Raw genomic sequence first — 16918 nt, forward strand, 5'->3', positions numbered from 1 at the left:
TTCTTTGATCATAGTTTCTAGTCAAAAATCATTAATTTTCAGCGATTTCATACGATAATAAATAAGGATGCTAAAATTAATCAATTGAGTTCGCCGTTCCAGCATCCGATTTGGCCCGAAAAAGGAGATCGCTTATGACTGTCTCATCGAAAAAAAAGACGAAACCACAGCAGAAAAACCAACCGAAAAAAAATCAAAAAGCAATGCAGAAAGACAAGCTGAAATTACAGCCAAAAAATATGATATTTGCACTGGATATTGGGACCCGCAGCATTATTGGTATTGCAGGTATCGTTGAGAACGAGAAGCTACGAGTCATTGCTATGGAAAAAGAAGAACATACTGAGCGTTCCATGGTTGATGGTCAGATAGAAGATATAGAACAGGTTGCAAAGGTAGCCGCTATCGTGAAAGCACGTTTAGAGAATAAGCTTCGCATTAAGTTAAAAAGAGTATGCGTTGCTGCAGCCGGCCGAGCACTGAAAACTCAGAGTGCAACCTATGAGCTGGAATTTAATCGACCACAACGGCTGGATGAGGAGATCATAAGCCGTCTTGAAGCAGGTGCGATCGGAGAAGCCGAAGCTGCTTTTTCTGATGATCCTGAGGTAGAAGCTGGCCGCCAGTTCTATTTAGTAGGTCATACAGCAGTTCAATATTATATGGACGGTTACCCCACTTCCAGCTTGCTCGAACACAAAGCGCGGCGGGTACAGGTCGACGTTATTGCCACTTTCCTTCCCAGAGAAGTTGTGGATAGCCTTTATTCCACCATGCATAAAATTGATCTGGAAGTTGCGAGCCTTACATTGGAGCCCATTGCTGCCATGAACGTGGTGATTCCCAAAAATCTTCGCCTCCTAAACCTGGCTTTGGTGGATATCGGAGCGGGAACCTCAGACATTGCCATTTGCAAAGACGGAGGCGTCGTAGGCTATACCATCGTCACCATTGCCGGGGACGAGATCACAGAAACTCTGATGAAAAAGTATCTCCTTGATTTCAACACAGCAGAGTCGGTCAAAATACAGCTTGGTACTCAGCAAACTGTTTGCTTTACCGATATCCTAGGCTTCGAGCAGACCATTACACAAGAAGATATGGCAGATTGTATCGAAGAATCCGCATCCATTCTCTGTCGTGAAATTTGTGAGCAGATACGCGAAGTAAATGGTGCTCCAACTTCGGCTGTGTTCTTGGCCGGGGGAGGCAGCAAACTGTCAAGTATACAAGCCGGTATTGCCAAGTATATGGACATGGATGCAAAGCGCGTTGCCATTGCTGGCAACAACTTTCAAACCTACGCTTTTTCAGACACCTACGAGTTGAATGACCCAGAGTATGCCACTCCACTTGGTATCGCAATTTCGGCTGGTCTCAACCTCCTTACAGACAGTTTTCATGTCATGTTAAATGGAGTCCGAGCAAAGCTCTTTCGAAATAGAACCATGACTATTTTAGACATACTCATGATGAATGGCTTTTCCTATCAGGACATCATACCTCAAACAGGCAGAAAGCTGATGATTCAGATCAACGGGGAGCAGACAGTATACCACGGCACTCCCGGAGAGCCCGCAAAGCTGATGAAAAATGGTAAGGAAGCAAGAATTTCTGATTTCGTCGAAACTGGAGACCGCATTGACTTTACACCTGCAACAAAGGGCCAACACGCCCGTCGCTACCTCAAAGATCTGCTGTCTGAGGGTCTTAGCCAGACGGTTACAGTTAATGGCAGTATTGTTTCAAGGGATACGCTCCTTAAAATGGGCGATATGGTATTGATTGAAACAAATCAGCAGCCGGAAGCCGTCGTTTTCGATCTCGTAAGTGTGTCTGGTTCGAAAACCAATCCAGATGAAATATTCGAGCCCAGCATCGACTGTGACGCAGACTATGAATCGGAAATGAACCTAGCTCCGATTGAAACCGACGGGGCTGCTCACTCTATTGATTTCCTATTGAATCACCAGCCTGTCAGTGTTCCGAAAAAAACAGACGGTTCCCCCTATTATCTGATGGATCTGCTGGAACGCTCTGGACTTGATCTTGAGCATCCCACCGGAGATGTCGTTCTTCGTGTCAATGGAGAAAGCAGCTCGTTTCTGCAGGATTTAAAACCTGGTGATTCCATCGAAATATATTATAAAGTCTGATTGAGATACGACTTCAGCCCTCGATTCCGAGCCAGAATCAAGGGCTGTTTTTTATATTTTTGAAGACTTCATTCCCATTCTATACGAGACTTCAAAACATTTTCCAATGCACTTTTCCGGGACTATATGAAACCGACCCGAACAGTTGCCTAAAAAGTTTAAATTTTATTGATTTTCCATATGATTACAGCACTTCCATGGGGGTCAGGAAATATTCGTTAAATAATTGCATAATATTGGAGTAAGTGCTACACTGAAAAGGTCTAAACGTAGAATAATGTGTCTGTAAGGGGGAGCCGATGTCGGAAGAATTATGTTTGAATCCAATGGAAACTGAGAACCAAAATGAGAACCAAAAGTTTGAGCAGCTTCCTGATAAACGCGTTGCGTTCGCTGGTATGCGATATTCACTGACGCATCAGCAAAAAGGCATCTGGTATATGGAGAAATTGTATCCCGATACCAGCATAGGAGTTATTGCCGCTACGCTGCGCGTACGGGGCTCTGTGGATCTCGATTTGATTGCGGCTGCAATTAATCTCTTTATCGAAAAAAACGATGCAATCCGATCCCGGATCACCGAAGAAAACGGCGAACCGGTACAGTACATTTCACCTTATGAGCCAGTTCTTTTTGAACGATATGAATTTTCTTCCAACGAGGAACTTTACAGGTGGGATGAGATTCAATCCGCCCTGCCCTTTCAGTTGGTGGACGCGCCCCTTTTCTATTTTGCCTTGGTCCGCGTTAGCGATAGCGATGCTGGCTTTTATATCCGTATGCACCATCTGATCTCAGATGCTTGGACCATGGTTTTGCTGGTCAACCAAGTCTTTGAATATTACGCAGCGCTTTCGGAAGGACGTGAGGTTGATCCGTCTTTGCTGCCTTCTTATACTGCTTACATAGAAAATGAGAAGAAGTATCTCGCTTCCAAAAGGTTTGAGAGCGATAAGATCTATTGGGAAGAGAAATTTGAAAACTGGCAGGAGGTCTGTACCCTGAAAAGCAGAAAGACCAGCGGTATCTCCTCCAAAGCAAAGCGCAGGACATTGGTGCTGCCCCAAAAGCTTTCCGCCAAAATTTATGAGTACTGCCGAAGCAAAGGTGTTTCCGAGTTCAGTCTTTTTATTGCTGCCGTTTCAATGTATCTGAACCGGGTAGCCGGTAAGGAAAACGTTGTACTCGGTACGACGCTGCTGAACCGGACCAATGCAGCGGAAAAAAACACTGCTGGGATGTTCGCCAGTCTTGGTGTTCCCCTATCCATTCCCATTCGTTACGACATGAATTTTGACGGTTTTGTTGAGCTGGTATCAAAGGAGATTTTATCTGCCCTACGGCATCAAAAATATCCCTACGATATGCTGCTTCGTCACGTAAGAGAAAAGAAAAAGACTGCTGACAGCTTATTTGATATTGTTTTAACGTTTCAAAACTCTAAATTTGATAAAGGGTTATTCTCGGGAAATTATATTTCCCGCTGGCACTTTACCGGCCACCAGATCGAATCCCTCATCATCAATTTGAATGCACGGGAACATGACGGACAGCTTATAGTAGACTACGACTACCTGGTGGATCTTTTCTGCGCCACAGAGATCGATTTCATCCACCAGCATATCATTAATCTTCTTTGGCATGCACTGGATAACCCTTTGAAGGAAATTGAGCGTCTCAATATGCTTTCAGAAAAGGAACGAAAAAAAATTCTTTATAATTTCAACGAAACAAGTGCGGAATATCCAATGGATAAAACCATGCCGGAGTTGCTGGATGAGCAAACGAAAAAAACACCAGACAACATCGCGGTATCCTGCGGTGAAACTTCTATTACCTACCGTGAACTAAAGGATCGTTCAAACAGGCTGGCAGTCCGTCTACAAGAGCTTGGTGTCGGCCGTGACTCAGTAGTTGGGCTGGCATTCTATCGCAGTATTGAGATGGTAGTGGCTGTGTGGGGTGTGATGAAGGCTGGAGGAGCATATCTTCCCATCGATCCATCCAATCCGCCAGAGCGAGCAGAGCATATGCTTACCGAATGCGAAGCCAAGATTGTTCTCACCCACGATGCAGCCCGCTTTGCAACCTCTTGTTCCTGCAGCATACTGAATCTGGACGAGCCGCAAAGCTACGCTAAAATCGGAGCCGAGCCCAAAAGCCATCCGAATCCCGGTGATATGGCCTATGTCATCTACACGTCCGGCTCCACCGGAAAACCAAAGGGGGCTATGCTAGAGCATAGAGGGCTTGTCAATCGCCTTTGGTGGATGCAGAGGCGCTATCCGCTTACTCAGGAAAGTGTGATTCTACAAAAGACACCCTATACCTTCGATGTCTCTGTTTGGGAACTGATGTGGTGGGCATTGACAGGCGCGCAGGTAACCATGCTCTCACCCGGAGGGGAAAAAGACCCCGCCGTCATCATTGATGCGATCAAAAACAAGCAGGTTACGACTATGCATTTCGTACCTTCCATGCTGAGCGCTTTTTTGCAGTACCTTGAAAGCAGCAGCCGCACAGAGGAGCTATCCACTCTTCGGCAGGTATTTGCCAGCGGGGAAGCCCTTGGGCTGGAACAGGTTCGCAGGTTCAACCGATTGCTGAATCGCCCTTATGGTACGGAATTATATAACTTATACGGCCCAACTGAGGCAACGGTAGACGTCTCTTATTTCGACTGCTCACCGGACGTAACGCTGAATTGTGTGCCTATCGGACGGCCCATTGACAATACACGTCTTTATATCCTTGACCCCCACCTGAATCTTCTGCCGATCGGAATTCCCGGGGAGCTTTATATCGGCGGTGTGGGACTTGCCAGAGGATATATCGGTCAGCCGGAGCTTACGCAAGAACGTTTCTTACCGGACCCCTATATGCCCGGGGAGCGTATCTATAAAACCGGAGATCTAGCCAGATGGTTTTCCCAGGGAGATATTGAATACCTTGGAAGGCTGGATCATCAACTAAAAATCAGGGGCTTCCGCGTAGAGCTTGGAGAAATCGAAAATCGGCTGATGCAGCATAAGGCCATCCGTGACGTTGTGGTAACAGGAATAGACTATGCAGGGCAAAAGCATCTATGCGCATATTATGCGGCGGAACGTGAGCTTTCGAGCCGTGACCTGCGTGCACATATTCAAAAAAAACTACCGGAATACATGGTTCCCTCCTTTTTTGTTCAATTGGATTCCATTCCGGTCTCTGCAAACGGCAAAGCGGATCGAAAAGCTTTGCCCCTGCCCTTGCTTGCCAATGAGAAGCGCAGCTACACTCCGCCTGGTAATAACATTGAAACCAGGCTCTGCCAAGTTGCAGAAGATATTTTAAAACTTGAACGGGTTGGCATTGAGGACAACCTGTTTGAGCTGGGTGCAGACTCACTCACTGTAATCGCCATCCTCTCGCAAATTTATGACGAAGGCTGGGGGCTGACGGCTTCCGATTTTTACACCTGCTCCAATATTCGGGAACTTGCAGCCAAAGCCTCCGGACTTATCCGCCCTGATGAGGATCTGCTGGAAATTGAAACGCCGTCGTTCCCTTTGGAAGAATACGAAACCGATATGGCGTATGATGCTCTGACAGCGGCAGAGTCCATATCGTTAGGAGGTATATTGCTGACGGGTTCTACTGGTTTTCTTGGTGCTCATCTGCTTTATGAGCTTCTGACCCAGACTTCCTCGACGATTCATTGTTTGATTCGTGCAAAGGATGATCAGCAAGCTGCTGAAAGACTTGAAAGTACAATGAAATTCTACTTTGGAGAAGATGAAACGCTGCTCCTTAGAAGCCGCGTACACGCAATCCAAGGCGACGTTTCCCTGCCGAGCTTCGGGCTTGGAACGGAAGCTTATCAGCTTCTGGGAAAGGCTGTGAATACTGTGATCCATAGTGCTGCTATAGTGAAATATTTCGGCCCCTACGAACAGATCAGAAAGATCAATGTTGAAGGTACCCAGGAGGTCATTCATTTCTGCAAAAGCTTCAATTGTGTCCTAGGGCATGTGTCAACGGATGCTATCACCGGGAATTATCTGGTCGATCAAAACGTAACCGGCTTATTTACTGAACGTGATTTTTATATCGGACAGAACTATAAAGGAAACATCTATGTTCGCAGCAAATTTGAGGCTGAAAACCGAGTGCTTCGGGCGATTCGAGAAGACAAGCTCAAAGCGATTATTTTCCGTATGGGCAATCTGACAGGCCGGTATTTGGATGGGCATTTTCAGCCCAATATGGCGGAAAACGCATTTTATGCAACGCTAAAAGAGGTTGTGACCTCCGGAGTGGTCTCCGAGAAAATTCTCATGCAAGAGCTGGAATTCTCTCCGGTGGACAGCTCTGCACAGGCAATTTTGCGGCTCCTTTGCAATCCCAAAAGCGAAGGCCGCATCTACCACTTGATGAACCCGAAAACCTTAACGTTAAAAGAACTCATATCCGTTTTTGCCTCACTTGGCATTTTCATTCGTACTCAGAGTTCTGGGAAACGAACCGGGAAAGATGACGTACAGCTAACGGAGGAGTCTGCGTCTGTATATCTCATGCGAGGGGAATTGGCCTATGGCGCCCCCATTCAAATTACAGCGGACTATACAGTCGGATCTCTGCAAAGACTTGGATTTGCTTGGCCTGAAATCGAACAGGGCTATCTTGGCAGGATCCTTGAACATATGAAGAAAAACGAATTTATAGCATAAAACAAGAGGTGACCGTGCCGTGCATATGAACCAAAATATCTTTATTTATGGCATGCTGATATTCTCATTATTTCTGGTGGTGTTCATTTCGGGTATCATTGCCCGGATGAAACGAAAACAGCAGATTCACTATGCATTTTTAATGACAAATGCTTGTATGATCTTATGGACCTCCATCCGGTTGATTCAAAAGATTCTGTATGATACACAGGGTGTATTCTATCCTACGCTGGAGCACTTATCTTATATTCCCGTGTGCATTGTCCCTGTATTCTTGTTGATGATCGGGATTGTATTTGCCAAAACCAGAGTTCGGTGGAATTGGAACTATCTTTTGATTTTGATTGTTCCTTGTATTTCCATTATCATTGCATTAACCAACAGCCTTCATCATTTGTTTATTGTAAAATATGGCTTTATCAGCACGGAATTTGTTTACGGATCTTATTATCTATTCCACGAATTCTACTCCTACGGCTGTATTCTCGTGGGACTTTGGTTTTTGCTTTCCTTCTCCGTGAAGAATTCGGGCTTTTTTTCTAAGCAATCGCTGCTGATTATCATCGGAGTCTCCTTTCCGCTTGTGGTTGTGATATTGAGCACGCAAAAGATCGTAACGATGCAGGTATTTTACGAGAATATCTCATTTTCAGTAACGATGCTGTTTTTTGCAATCGCAATTTTTAAATTCAAGTTGATGAATGTGATTCCCATCGCACTGCAAAAAATAGTTGATCTCATCTCTGACAGCTATATTGTCGTTAACGAGGAAGATGAAATTATCGACTATAACCGTACGTTTCTTGAGACCTTCAGAGATATGGTAACGATCAAAAGAAAAGCTCCCTTGCTCCGTGTGCTTACCTCAGCCTCTGTTTCTTTCAACCATGAGGAGATCATGGAGGGTCTGGCTATTGTAAAGGCGCAGCGGATCCATATGGCATTAGAGGAACATATTTGCGGTAAAAACTTTGATAAACATTTCGGAATTGAGATGATCCCTATTTTCTCTGATAAAAAGTATCTGGGCTCCATTCTCCTTTTCAAAGATGTTACCGAATACAAAAGGCACATCGAGATCATCAAGCGGAATCAGGAAATCCTTTTGGAACAGGAGCGCATGGCTTCCCTAGGCCACATGATTGGCGGGATTGCGCATAACCTGAAAACTCCAATCATGTCTTTATCCGGCGGAATTGAAGCCCTGCATGATTTAGTGACCGAATACCGGGAATCCATTTCTGATCCCCAGGTTACGACCGAGGATCATTTGGAAATTGCGAGGGAAATGGAAGAATGGCTTGAAAAAATGAAGCCCTACTGCAGATACATGTCGGATGTCATCAGTGCAGTCAAGGGACAGGCTGTTCAAATGACCGATTCCAGTACCGATAAATTCACTGTCGAAGAACTTTTAAAGCGCATTGAAGTGCTCATGCATCACGAGCTCAAAATCACACATTGTAATCTATTGATTCAGTCCTCTATTGATCCTAACACAGAGATCAAAGGAGAGCTGAACAACTTGGTACAGATTTTTGACAACATCATCAGCAATTCTATTCAGTCCTACGAAGGGCAGCCCGGCAATGTGGAACTTCTGGTCAGCAAAAACGACGAAGAGATACATTTTGTATTCAAGGATTTCGGCAAGGGAATTCCTGATGATATTCAGCCGCGTCTTTTTAGAGAGATGGTAACCACCAAGGGAAAAGATGGAACTGGGCTGGGTTTATACATGTCCTCTTCCACAATCAAAGGCCGTTTCGGCGGCAACATGTGGTTTTCCTCTAAAGAAGGTGAAGGAACAAGCTTTTATATTACAATTCCCAGTCTTACCAGTCAAATTAGAAACGGGGGGTATTCATGAGGCACGAATTATTAGTACGACAGAAATTATTCCTTGAAATGGGTGCGCTGCCCAATCGCGAAGCGCATTCCCCTCGTTCTGAAAGGATGGATCGCATATGAGACGAGAGAGGTTCCAGATATCCTCAAATTATAAAATCCTGCTGGTGGATGATGAACCAGGCATTGTAGACTCACTGTCAGTGGTCTTGAAAAGAAGCGGATATCATTACACCGGGCTGACCAATCCACTGGAAGCCATTGAGCTTGTCCGAAAGGAGCATTTCGACCTTCTGATTCTCGATTTCCTGATGAGTCCTATTCACGGTGACGAAGTGGTACGCCAAATCAGAGAATTCAATAGAGAAATTTACATCCTTCTGCTCACCGGACATAAAGATCTGGCTCCTCCTCTGGAAACCATCAGAGCATTGGACATACAGGGATACTGCGAGAAAAGCGACCGATTTGACCAGCTTCTGCTCCTTGTTGAATCAGGGATAAAATCCATCGCTCAAATGCGGCTGATCAAAAAATTTCAAGAAGGTCTCAATAAGATTCTGCAGGCTGTTCCGAAAATTTATCAGCTTCAGCCCATCGGCAGCATTCTGGAAGAAATTCTCACTGAAATTCTTCCACTTATGAACAGCAAGAACGCGTTCATTCTCGTGGATGACGTTACCCAATTCAGTCCGGGGAACAACAGTATTTTCAAGGGGATTGGCATTTATCACACCGACATCCACGACTTTATGGAAATGCTGAATCCTTCTCTGATGGAGCATATCGGTCATGCAAGGCTTAACAAAAGTTCTGTGAAGCTGCAAGGCGGTGTGGTGGTTCCTCTGATCAATGAATATCATCAGGATATCGGCATCATTTATGTAGAGAGTGACGATCTTGAGGATGGTCTGAAGCTTCTTGAAATCTACTCAAATCAGGCAGCTTCTTCTATCAACAATGCGTTCCTCCACTCCTTAGTCAATATTAAGAATGACGAGCTGAATAAAACCTATGACCAGCTCCGTGAGCGTTATATGGATACCATTGAGGCGCTTCGAATGGTAGTAGATGCGAAAGATACTTACACCAGAGGCCACTCAGACAGGGTAGCCTACTACGCATCCAAAATTGGTGAGTCCTTTGGTATGAGCAAAGAAGAATTGGAACTGCTTAAGGTCAGCGGCCTCTTTCATGATGTAGGAAAAATCGGGACCTCAGATGATATTCTTTTCAAGAAAGAAAAGCTTACCGATCGAGAATTAATTGAAATCAGAAAGCATCCGCTCAAGGGAGCTCACATCCTTTCCGCGATCTCTATGTTTAAGGAAGTAGCTCCTATCGTGAAATGTCATCACGAGAGGGTTGATGGCAGCGGATATCCGGAAGGCCTTAAAGGCGATCAGATTCCTTTCATGTCACGTATTATCGCAGTGGCTGATGCATTCGATGCGATGATGTCTGACAGGCGTTACCGTTCAAAGCTTCCCTTTGAGGAAGCACAAAATCAGTTGGTCCTGGGTTCGGGGACTCAGTTTGATCAAGACGTTGTAGTCCAATTCAATCATGTCCTGGATAAATTTCCTGATATGATTAAAGAGCTAACTGAGACGTATGAATAAATGCAAAACAGGCCATTTCCTCAGGATTGCAATCCTGTAGAAACGGCCTGTTTTACTCCATCATGGGTTGTCATTCTCCCTCAGATAGATCATATCTAAGTCAAAATAATAGTTGATGCGGTCTCCAACAGGATCCACGTTGATCTGAATATTATTGAAGATCAAAAGCACCTCTGCATCTACACTTGCAAACAAAACGCTCATGTCTTCAAGAGAGGCTTCCGCTTGCCCTGACTGGCGTCCCGGCGGATATTTCTTGGTGATTCGATCTATATAGCCATTCATATCCTCTTCAAGGATGATGCGTCCATCCAGGCTGATCTTCAGGGTGGGCACTCCGTCTGAAGGACGAATTTCCCAATCGATGATATAGTTACCTTTGTCTCCTTTAAATTCGGCCTTGTCTCCCTGCAAATGAATCCCCCATTGATAATTGGTAACATCCATCGCATCCGGCTTCAAATACAATGAGGTTCCCAGGTAATCCACGGATCCGTCATCCCACTTCGGCCATACAGGTTCAAAGCCGAGTTTTGCTTTGAAGGCAGTACGATCACTCAAATTGTCGTCAAACCATGCAGGAAGTTTGGCATCCTCCGCACCAGCAAGAAAGTAAACCGCGTCGGTCATGGATTCGCGTACAGACAATTCGGGGTCTGATGCGGCCTGAATCAATTTTCCATCTTTCAGCATTCCCTCACTGCTAAGCAATGTTTCAAGGCGGTCTATCTGGGCAAAAACTGGCATGCCCTGATACCCTACCGCCGGCAGGACTGAAAAAACGGAAGCTGCGCAGATCGTTGCGGCGATAAGGCGATGAGCCTTTGTTTTTAGAAGGATTAGGAGAATCGCCGCTATTGCCGAAATCACCCAAACCAGGATAAACCAATACTCGGAGACTTTGAGTCCAGTTTTCTCTAATTGTATCACGATGGCGCCAGCTTCGAAAGCCAGGATGATCAAAGCTGCGAAAGGATAAAAACGTCGATAGAATTTGGCCACTCCAAACTCATGATGTGTCACCATGATATGAAGCCACAGTCCTACCGCGGAATATGCCGTTGCAATTCCTGCGAGTTCATGAAATGCTGGCCATTCACCCGTCAATAGGATACGTCCTGACCACAAAAAGAGCACTACGGTTAAGGCCAATATGATGGGGACAAGAATATAACCCAGCAAAATTTCAATAAAACGCGGCTGTCTCTGAACTACCTCGCGATGTTCATCAAAAACCCCTTTCCGAAAATCAGGAAAATGTCCTAAAAAGATCGTAAAGGCAAGAAAACCGGCAATTGTTCCAATATACATATAGACTTTTCCGCTCATCCCCTGATAAAGCAATGTCTGCACTGCACCTGCAACCCCAGAAGCACCTGCCATGATCACAATCCCATAAAGGACAGCGATGAAAAAGGCTTTATGCGTCATGAAAAAGGACTGTGCAAAATCAGTCTGTTCTTTTGGTTCGCCTGCTGCGATGATAAAGGCCAGAAAGCTAATCAAAATGGCGGCACTAACCCGTGCTACAGCCAGCGTTGAAATTACTTCATAGCGTGCTGAAGCATCAGGATTGGATGCTCCCCAAAAGAAAAGCATCAGAAACACAATAATGGCAACTGCCGAGCCGAGCAGATTTGCGGCCACAAATGCACGCTGATTGGAAAAGCGGGTCTGCGCTATGGTTATTGCAGCCATACTGAACACAGCTCCCAGAGCAAAGGCCCAATGCAGACAATTAAATAGAAAATTGTAAGGTTCTTGTGCAGGCCAATCAAGCTGTATTCTGATCATTGTGACAATAGAAAAAGCCAGGGCACTCAGAATAGCAGCAGGAAATGTCTCAAAAGCTCTGACCGCCCCTCCGAAAATATTCAATATCGATCGTGTTAAAGTATTCATAATCTCACTACCTTTCCTATTGGATTTCTTATTTTATTTGTAACCATTATTTCTTGTTGTACTCACTTTTTTACGAATCCAGCATAGGCTTCTTGTATGCCTTACCATAAATCAATCCGTATATTTCCTTCAAAATGAGGATTTACTCTTCAGTTCGTATACATAACTAACCAAATAAGTAGCATTACTATACTGACAAATCCATTGCAAGGAAGGTAAAACAAGTATGATAAATGATGAAAGATCCATCGTCCTACTAAAAAGGTTGTCTGAAGAATCAGGGGTTTCCGGTTATGAGATGCCGATAAGAAAGCTATTGACAGAATATCTTGAACCCCTCTCCGATGAGCTGCTGGAGGATCATCTGGGAAGTCTGGCCGCCAAGATTACTGGCCAAGAGCAGGAGCTGAAAATTATGCTGGCCGCTCATATGGATGAAGTAGGATTGATGGTCACAAAAATTTCAGACGAAGGCTTCATTAAATTTCTGAAGCTTGGAGGATGGTGGGATCCGGTACTGTTGAACCAGAAGGTTCAGATATACAATTCTGCGCGTAAAGTCACCGGAATTATCGGAGCGAAAGCGCCCCATATATTAACGCCTGAGGAAAAGAAACAGCCGGTCACAATCAATTCTCTGTTCATTGACATAGGCGCGAGCAGTAAAGATGAGGTCGAAGCACTTGGCATTCGCTCCGGTGATCCGGTTGTCCCCTTCAGCACGTTTGAAATGTGTGAAAACTTTAGATGTTTTCGGGGGAAAGCATTGGATGATCGCATTGGTTGCTCCATGCTGGTTGAGATTTTCAGGGAGCTACGTGATACCCCTGTCCCCGGAACAGTCTATGGCGTTATGACGGTGCAGGAGGAAGTCGGCATTAGAGGTGCCGGGACCAGTGTATCTGTTGTAAAGCCTGATCTGGCAATTGTTCTTGACGTTACAGTTGCTACTGATACTCCGAATATCTCTCCGGGAGACGTTGTATCAAAGACCGCACTGGGAAAAGGTCCGGTGATTTGCTTTTATGACGCCAGTATGATTCCTCACATTCCTTTCAGAGACTTTGTAGTGAAAACTGCCGAAGAAAATCAGATCCCGTATCAGATCGAATTAATGCCCGGTGGAGGAACCGATGCGGGCAAAATTCATCTGTATCGTCAGGGCGTTCCATCCATCGTGATCGGGGTTCCTGTCAGGTATATCCATGATCATTATGGGATTGCTGATTTGGATGATTACCAAAATGCGCTGAAGCTGGTTCTGGCGTTATTGAATCAGATCAATTCAGTGACATTTCATGCCATTATAAATAGCCATTCATAAGTGATCATTGAGGCAGTAAATTGTAAAAAAGAGCCCGTGTATATCAGATAATAATAGAATAGATACACATATTTTCTTCTGGAAATGATTATAATTCTATAACGATCTAGTACCTTGGCAGACTTAAGCTTTGCTTTTAAGCTTGCCAAGGTACTAGAAAGATCCCAGCCTCAAGGTTGATTCCTCTTCTTCAATTGAATCCAAAATATTTTATGGAGTAATCATGTATTCTATCATATCTTCACCTATTTGGACTGGTCTTTCCGGAATTCTGACGGGCTTTGCCGGGATTTCCATTGGTATTGCAATATCTCATTTCACGAAACAAAGGGGAAGACGGTTTCGAGGTACTGCATTAGGTTTTATCGGTGGTCTCATGCTAGCCATCGTAACATTTGATTTACTTCCTGAGTCTTATGAACAGGGAAACGTCTTTCTCACGGCTGCGGGGATTATTTTAGGATTGGCTCTGGCAGTATTTCTAGACGGAGCGCTGCATCACGACAATATACTGATTGGAAACCGGTACAGCGGGCGATTTGCGAAGGCAGCAATACTTATGGCGATCGGAATTGGTATTCATAACATTCCAAGCGGAATTGCCCTAGGGTCTTTATTTTTAGCCTCCCCGATCAAGGCCTTTCATCTTGCAGTGGCATTGGTGATCCACGGAATACCTGAAGGTCTCGCTGTCGGGCTCTTTTTGAAAGAAAGCAAAGCTAAATCAAGTACTCTAATGATGATATCACTCCTTACCTCATTACCCATGGGACTTGGTTCCTTGCTAGGAAGGATTGTTGGTACAATTTCACCTACAGTTACATCTGTAAGTCTAGCCTTTGCGGGTGGAATGATTTTGTACATTATCTGCAGAGAAACGCTCCCCGGTGCTACAGATACCTGGAGAGGCAGAATGTCCGCCATCGGCAACATAACAGGCTTTGTTGCGGGGATGCTGTTTGTATCATTTCTTCATTAGGCCGAGTTTAAGTTAAATCGATTCATGAAGAAGAATATCATACCCATTGGTAAGTCTGACAAAATCAAACCGATAGCTTTTTCCGTTTCCGGACGCGTAAATACTGATCATATTGCCGTTTTGCTCGGTTCTATCAATTTTATCAATCAGCTTTAGATTATCGCCGTAAACGATTTTATCTGATCGTTTTGCAGACAAGTTTAATAAATTTGGCAATGCAAAGTAACAAATTGTGCCAAGTAAAACAATGCAAATGCCAGAGAAAGTGCCTTATTTTTCGTTTTCATTCCCATAACCGTCCCCTCCACACTACAATATATGAAGCGGTTATAGTTTTAATTTATAATGAATTCCAATGCCATCACTGCATCGCTATCACATTAACCGTCGTTTCAGGAGCTTATTTACGGTCAGACAGATAACCATCGTAATCAGCATATCCGGCAATGTATTGCCAAGAATCGTATCTACCTGCATCAGCATTTGGTAGATGATAAAGCCTGCAAGCCATATTACCAGATTGACTGGATTTGCTCCGGAAGCCGTACAGTCTTTCTTCAGCAGGAAATAGTCGGTGATCATAATTGCTATCATTGGAGCAAAAACTGAGCCAATCAGGTACAGGAAGTCCATAATGTTATCCATCGGATAGATCACAGCCCCAATGGTTCCGATGATGGTTACAATGACGCCGACCCATTTTGCCTTCAGTTTCCCTGTGAGCGATTCAGCTGATACTCCTGCAGAAAATGCATCCATAAAGGTTGTGGTAACTGTTGAAAAAACGATGATCAATAAGCCTGCTATGCCTAATCCGGCATTGACCATAATCTGTCCGATACCGAATTCTCCCGTATAGAGCGCCATCCCCATACCGATCGCATACATCCAGCAGCTTGTCAGACCGTATACCACGGTGCTTACCGCCGTAGCCGCCAAAGGTCTTTCAGCCTCTCTAGTATAATCACTGATCAGAGGAAGCCACGACAAAGGCATTGCTGCCGCTAATTCCACTGCTAGACCAAAGCTTAAGGAATCATCCGACAGAAAACCTGCCGTATTCCCCGCGAAGATCCCCCTGCAAAGTACTAGTGTCAGGAGGAAAAGTGCCGTCATTGCTATGACGTTGAACTTCCTAAGGTTTGTAATGCCGATCAGGATCCATATAACAATCAATGCGCCGACAACAACGCACCATACCCAGGGACCGGTTTCCATGATTCCATTAGCCGCCAGAGACGCATCATAAATCATGATGGCTGTCCAGCCTACAAGCTGCAGAACGTTCAATACGGCGAACAAGATACCCCCCTTCTGGCCGAAGCTCATTTTTACCGTTTCCATCGAGCTTCGCCTTGTCCTTGCTCCAATGAGACCCGCCAAAAACAGCATCATACAGCCGATCAAATGACCTGTAAGGTTGGCTAGCATTCCCTTTGTAAAGCCCAGAGGGGCAAAATAAGTTCCCGTCATGATCTCAGCCATGGATACGGCGGCACCAAACCAGATCAACCCGTTGCTGAGCACGGAGGTTTTCTTTACATTCATAATGCCGCCTTCCTATCTTCTACATTGATGGCAAAGGCATGATTTAACGGACCGCTGCCTTTTCCCAAGTCCAGCATTGCCTCAAGAGCACCTGAGATATATGATTTCGCTTTCTCAATCGCTGTAATCAGATCATAACCTTTTGCCAGGTTGGATGCAATTGCGCTGGACAGCGTGCAGCCGGTGCCGTGGGTATTGGGATTATCTATCCGCTTCCCTTGGAGCCACTGATAGCTGCCTTCAGTATATAACAGGTCATTGGCATCATTGATGCTGTGGCCTCCTTTACACAATACCGCAACGCCGTATTGACTGCTGATTCGTCCAGCTGCAGTAATCATATCATCCGTTGTTTTTATCTCAATCCCTGACAGCACCTCTGCCTCTGGAATGTTGGGCGTGAGTAAGGCTGCAAGGGGAATAAGAGCCTCTTTGAGAGCATCTACGGCGTCTTCACTGATCAGTCTTGAACCGCTGGTCGAGATCATAACAGGATCGATCACAATGTTTCTGACCTGATACGTCTTTAATTTATCTGCAATGGTTTTAATAAGACCGACGGAGGAAACCATTCCTATTTTTACTGCATCCGGAAAAATATCAGTCAGCACAGCCTCGAGCTGTGCTTCAAGAAATTCCGGAGGAACCTCCATGATACCTGTGACGCCGGTCGTATTCTGAGCAGTCAATGCGGTTATCGCACTCATTGCATAAACGCCATGAGTGGTCATCGTCTTGATATCTGCTTGGATGCCGGCGCCTCCGCAGGAATCACTGCCTGCGATTGTTAATGCTGTTTTCATAATTTTCTCCCTTTCCATCGAAACGAT

At 45.0% G+C, this 16918-nt stretch carries 10 protein-coding genes; 6 read left to right on the forward strand and 4 right to left on the reverse strand.

Annotated features, from left to right (window positions below; all coding sequences use genetic code 11):
- Nucleotides 1-203 precede the first annotated feature (203 nt).
- From FRZ06_07620 to FRZ06_07635, 4 genes are all read left to right on the forward strand, one after another.
- Entirely contained in the window at nt 204-2156 is a 1953-nt protein-coding gene (locus FRZ06_07620; GenBank protein QOX65873.1) for a cell division protein FtsA, read from the forward strand.
- Between the two features lie 299 nt (nt 2157-2455).
- The gene (locus FRZ06_07625) at nt 2456-6865 is read left to right on the forward strand and encodes an amino acid adenylation domain-containing protein (GenBank protein ID QOX63224.1); all 4410 of its coding nucleotides are present in this window, start codon (nt 2456-2458) and stop codon (nt 6863-6865) included.
- A 25-nt stretch (nt 6866-6890) separates the two neighbouring features.
- Nucleotides 6891-8735: a hypothetical protein gene (locus FRZ06_07630; protein QOX63225.1), complete on the forward strand. Its 1845-nt coding sequence runs from the start codon at nt 6891-6893 to the stop codon at nt 8733-8735.
- Between the two features lie 97 nt (nt 8736-8832).
- On the forward strand, nt 8833-10335 hold the full coding sequence (locus tag FRZ06_07635) for a DUF3369 domain-containing protein (GenBank protein ID QOX63226.1): 1503 nt from the start codon (nt 8833-8835) through the stop codon (nt 10333-10335).
- Nucleotides 10336-10395: 60 nt separating this feature from the next.
- Here FRZ06_07635 and FRZ06_07640 read toward each other — a convergent pair whose 3' ends face one another.
- A complete protein-coding gene (locus FRZ06_07640) occupies nt 10396-12237 on the reverse strand; it encodes a DUF4153 domain-containing protein (GenBank protein ID QOX63227.1) in 1842 nt (613 codons plus the stop codon).
- Nucleotides 12238-12463: 226 nt separating this feature from the next.
- On the opposite strand from FRZ06_07640, the gene FRZ06_07645 reads away from it, so the two are divergent.
- Together FRZ06_07645 and FRZ06_07650 are read left to right on the forward strand one after the other, a co-directional pair.
- Nucleotides 12464-13561 (forward strand): M42 family metallopeptidase, encoded by a 1098-nt coding sequence (locus FRZ06_07645; GenBank protein QOX63228.1) that lies wholly within the window; start codon nt 12464-12466, stop codon nt 13559-13561.
- Between the two features lie 223 nt (nt 13562-13784).
- Complete coding sequence (locus FRZ06_07650) at nt 13785-14540, forward strand: hypothetical protein (protein QOX63229.1); 756 nt, start codon at nt 13785-13787, stop codon at nt 14538-14540.
- 12 nt (nt 14541-14552) lie between these two features.
- Here the strand turns inward: FRZ06_07650 and FRZ06_07655 are convergent, their stop codons facing one another.
- From FRZ06_07655 to thiD, 3 genes are all read right to left on the reverse strand, one after another.
- On the reverse strand, nt 14553-14756 hold the full coding sequence (locus FRZ06_07655; GenBank protein ID QOX63230.1) for a hypothetical protein: 204 nt from the start codon (nt 14754-14756) through the stop codon (nt 14553-14555).
- Nucleotides 14757-14915: 159 nt separating this feature from the next.
- Entirely contained in the window at nt 14916-16088 is a 1173-nt protein-coding gene (cytX, locus tag FRZ06_07660; GenBank protein ID QOX63231.1) for a putative hydroxymethylpyrimidine transporter CytX, read from the reverse strand.
- Nucleotides 16085-16891 (reverse strand): bifunctional hydroxymethylpyrimidine kinase/phosphomethylpyrimidine kinase, encoded by an 807-nt coding sequence (thiD, locus tag FRZ06_07665; protein ID QOX63232.1) that lies wholly within the window; start codon nt 16889-16891, stop codon nt 16085-16087. The genes cytX and thiD overlap by 4 nt, the downstream gene beginning before the upstream one ends.
- Nucleotides 16892-16918: the final 27 nt, after the last annotated feature.

The organism is Clostridiales bacterium (genome assembly GCA_015243575.1).
GTDB classification, from domain to species: domain Bacteria; phylum Bacillota; class Clostridia; order Peptostreptococcales; family Anaerovoracaceae; genus Anoxybacterium; species Anoxybacterium hadale.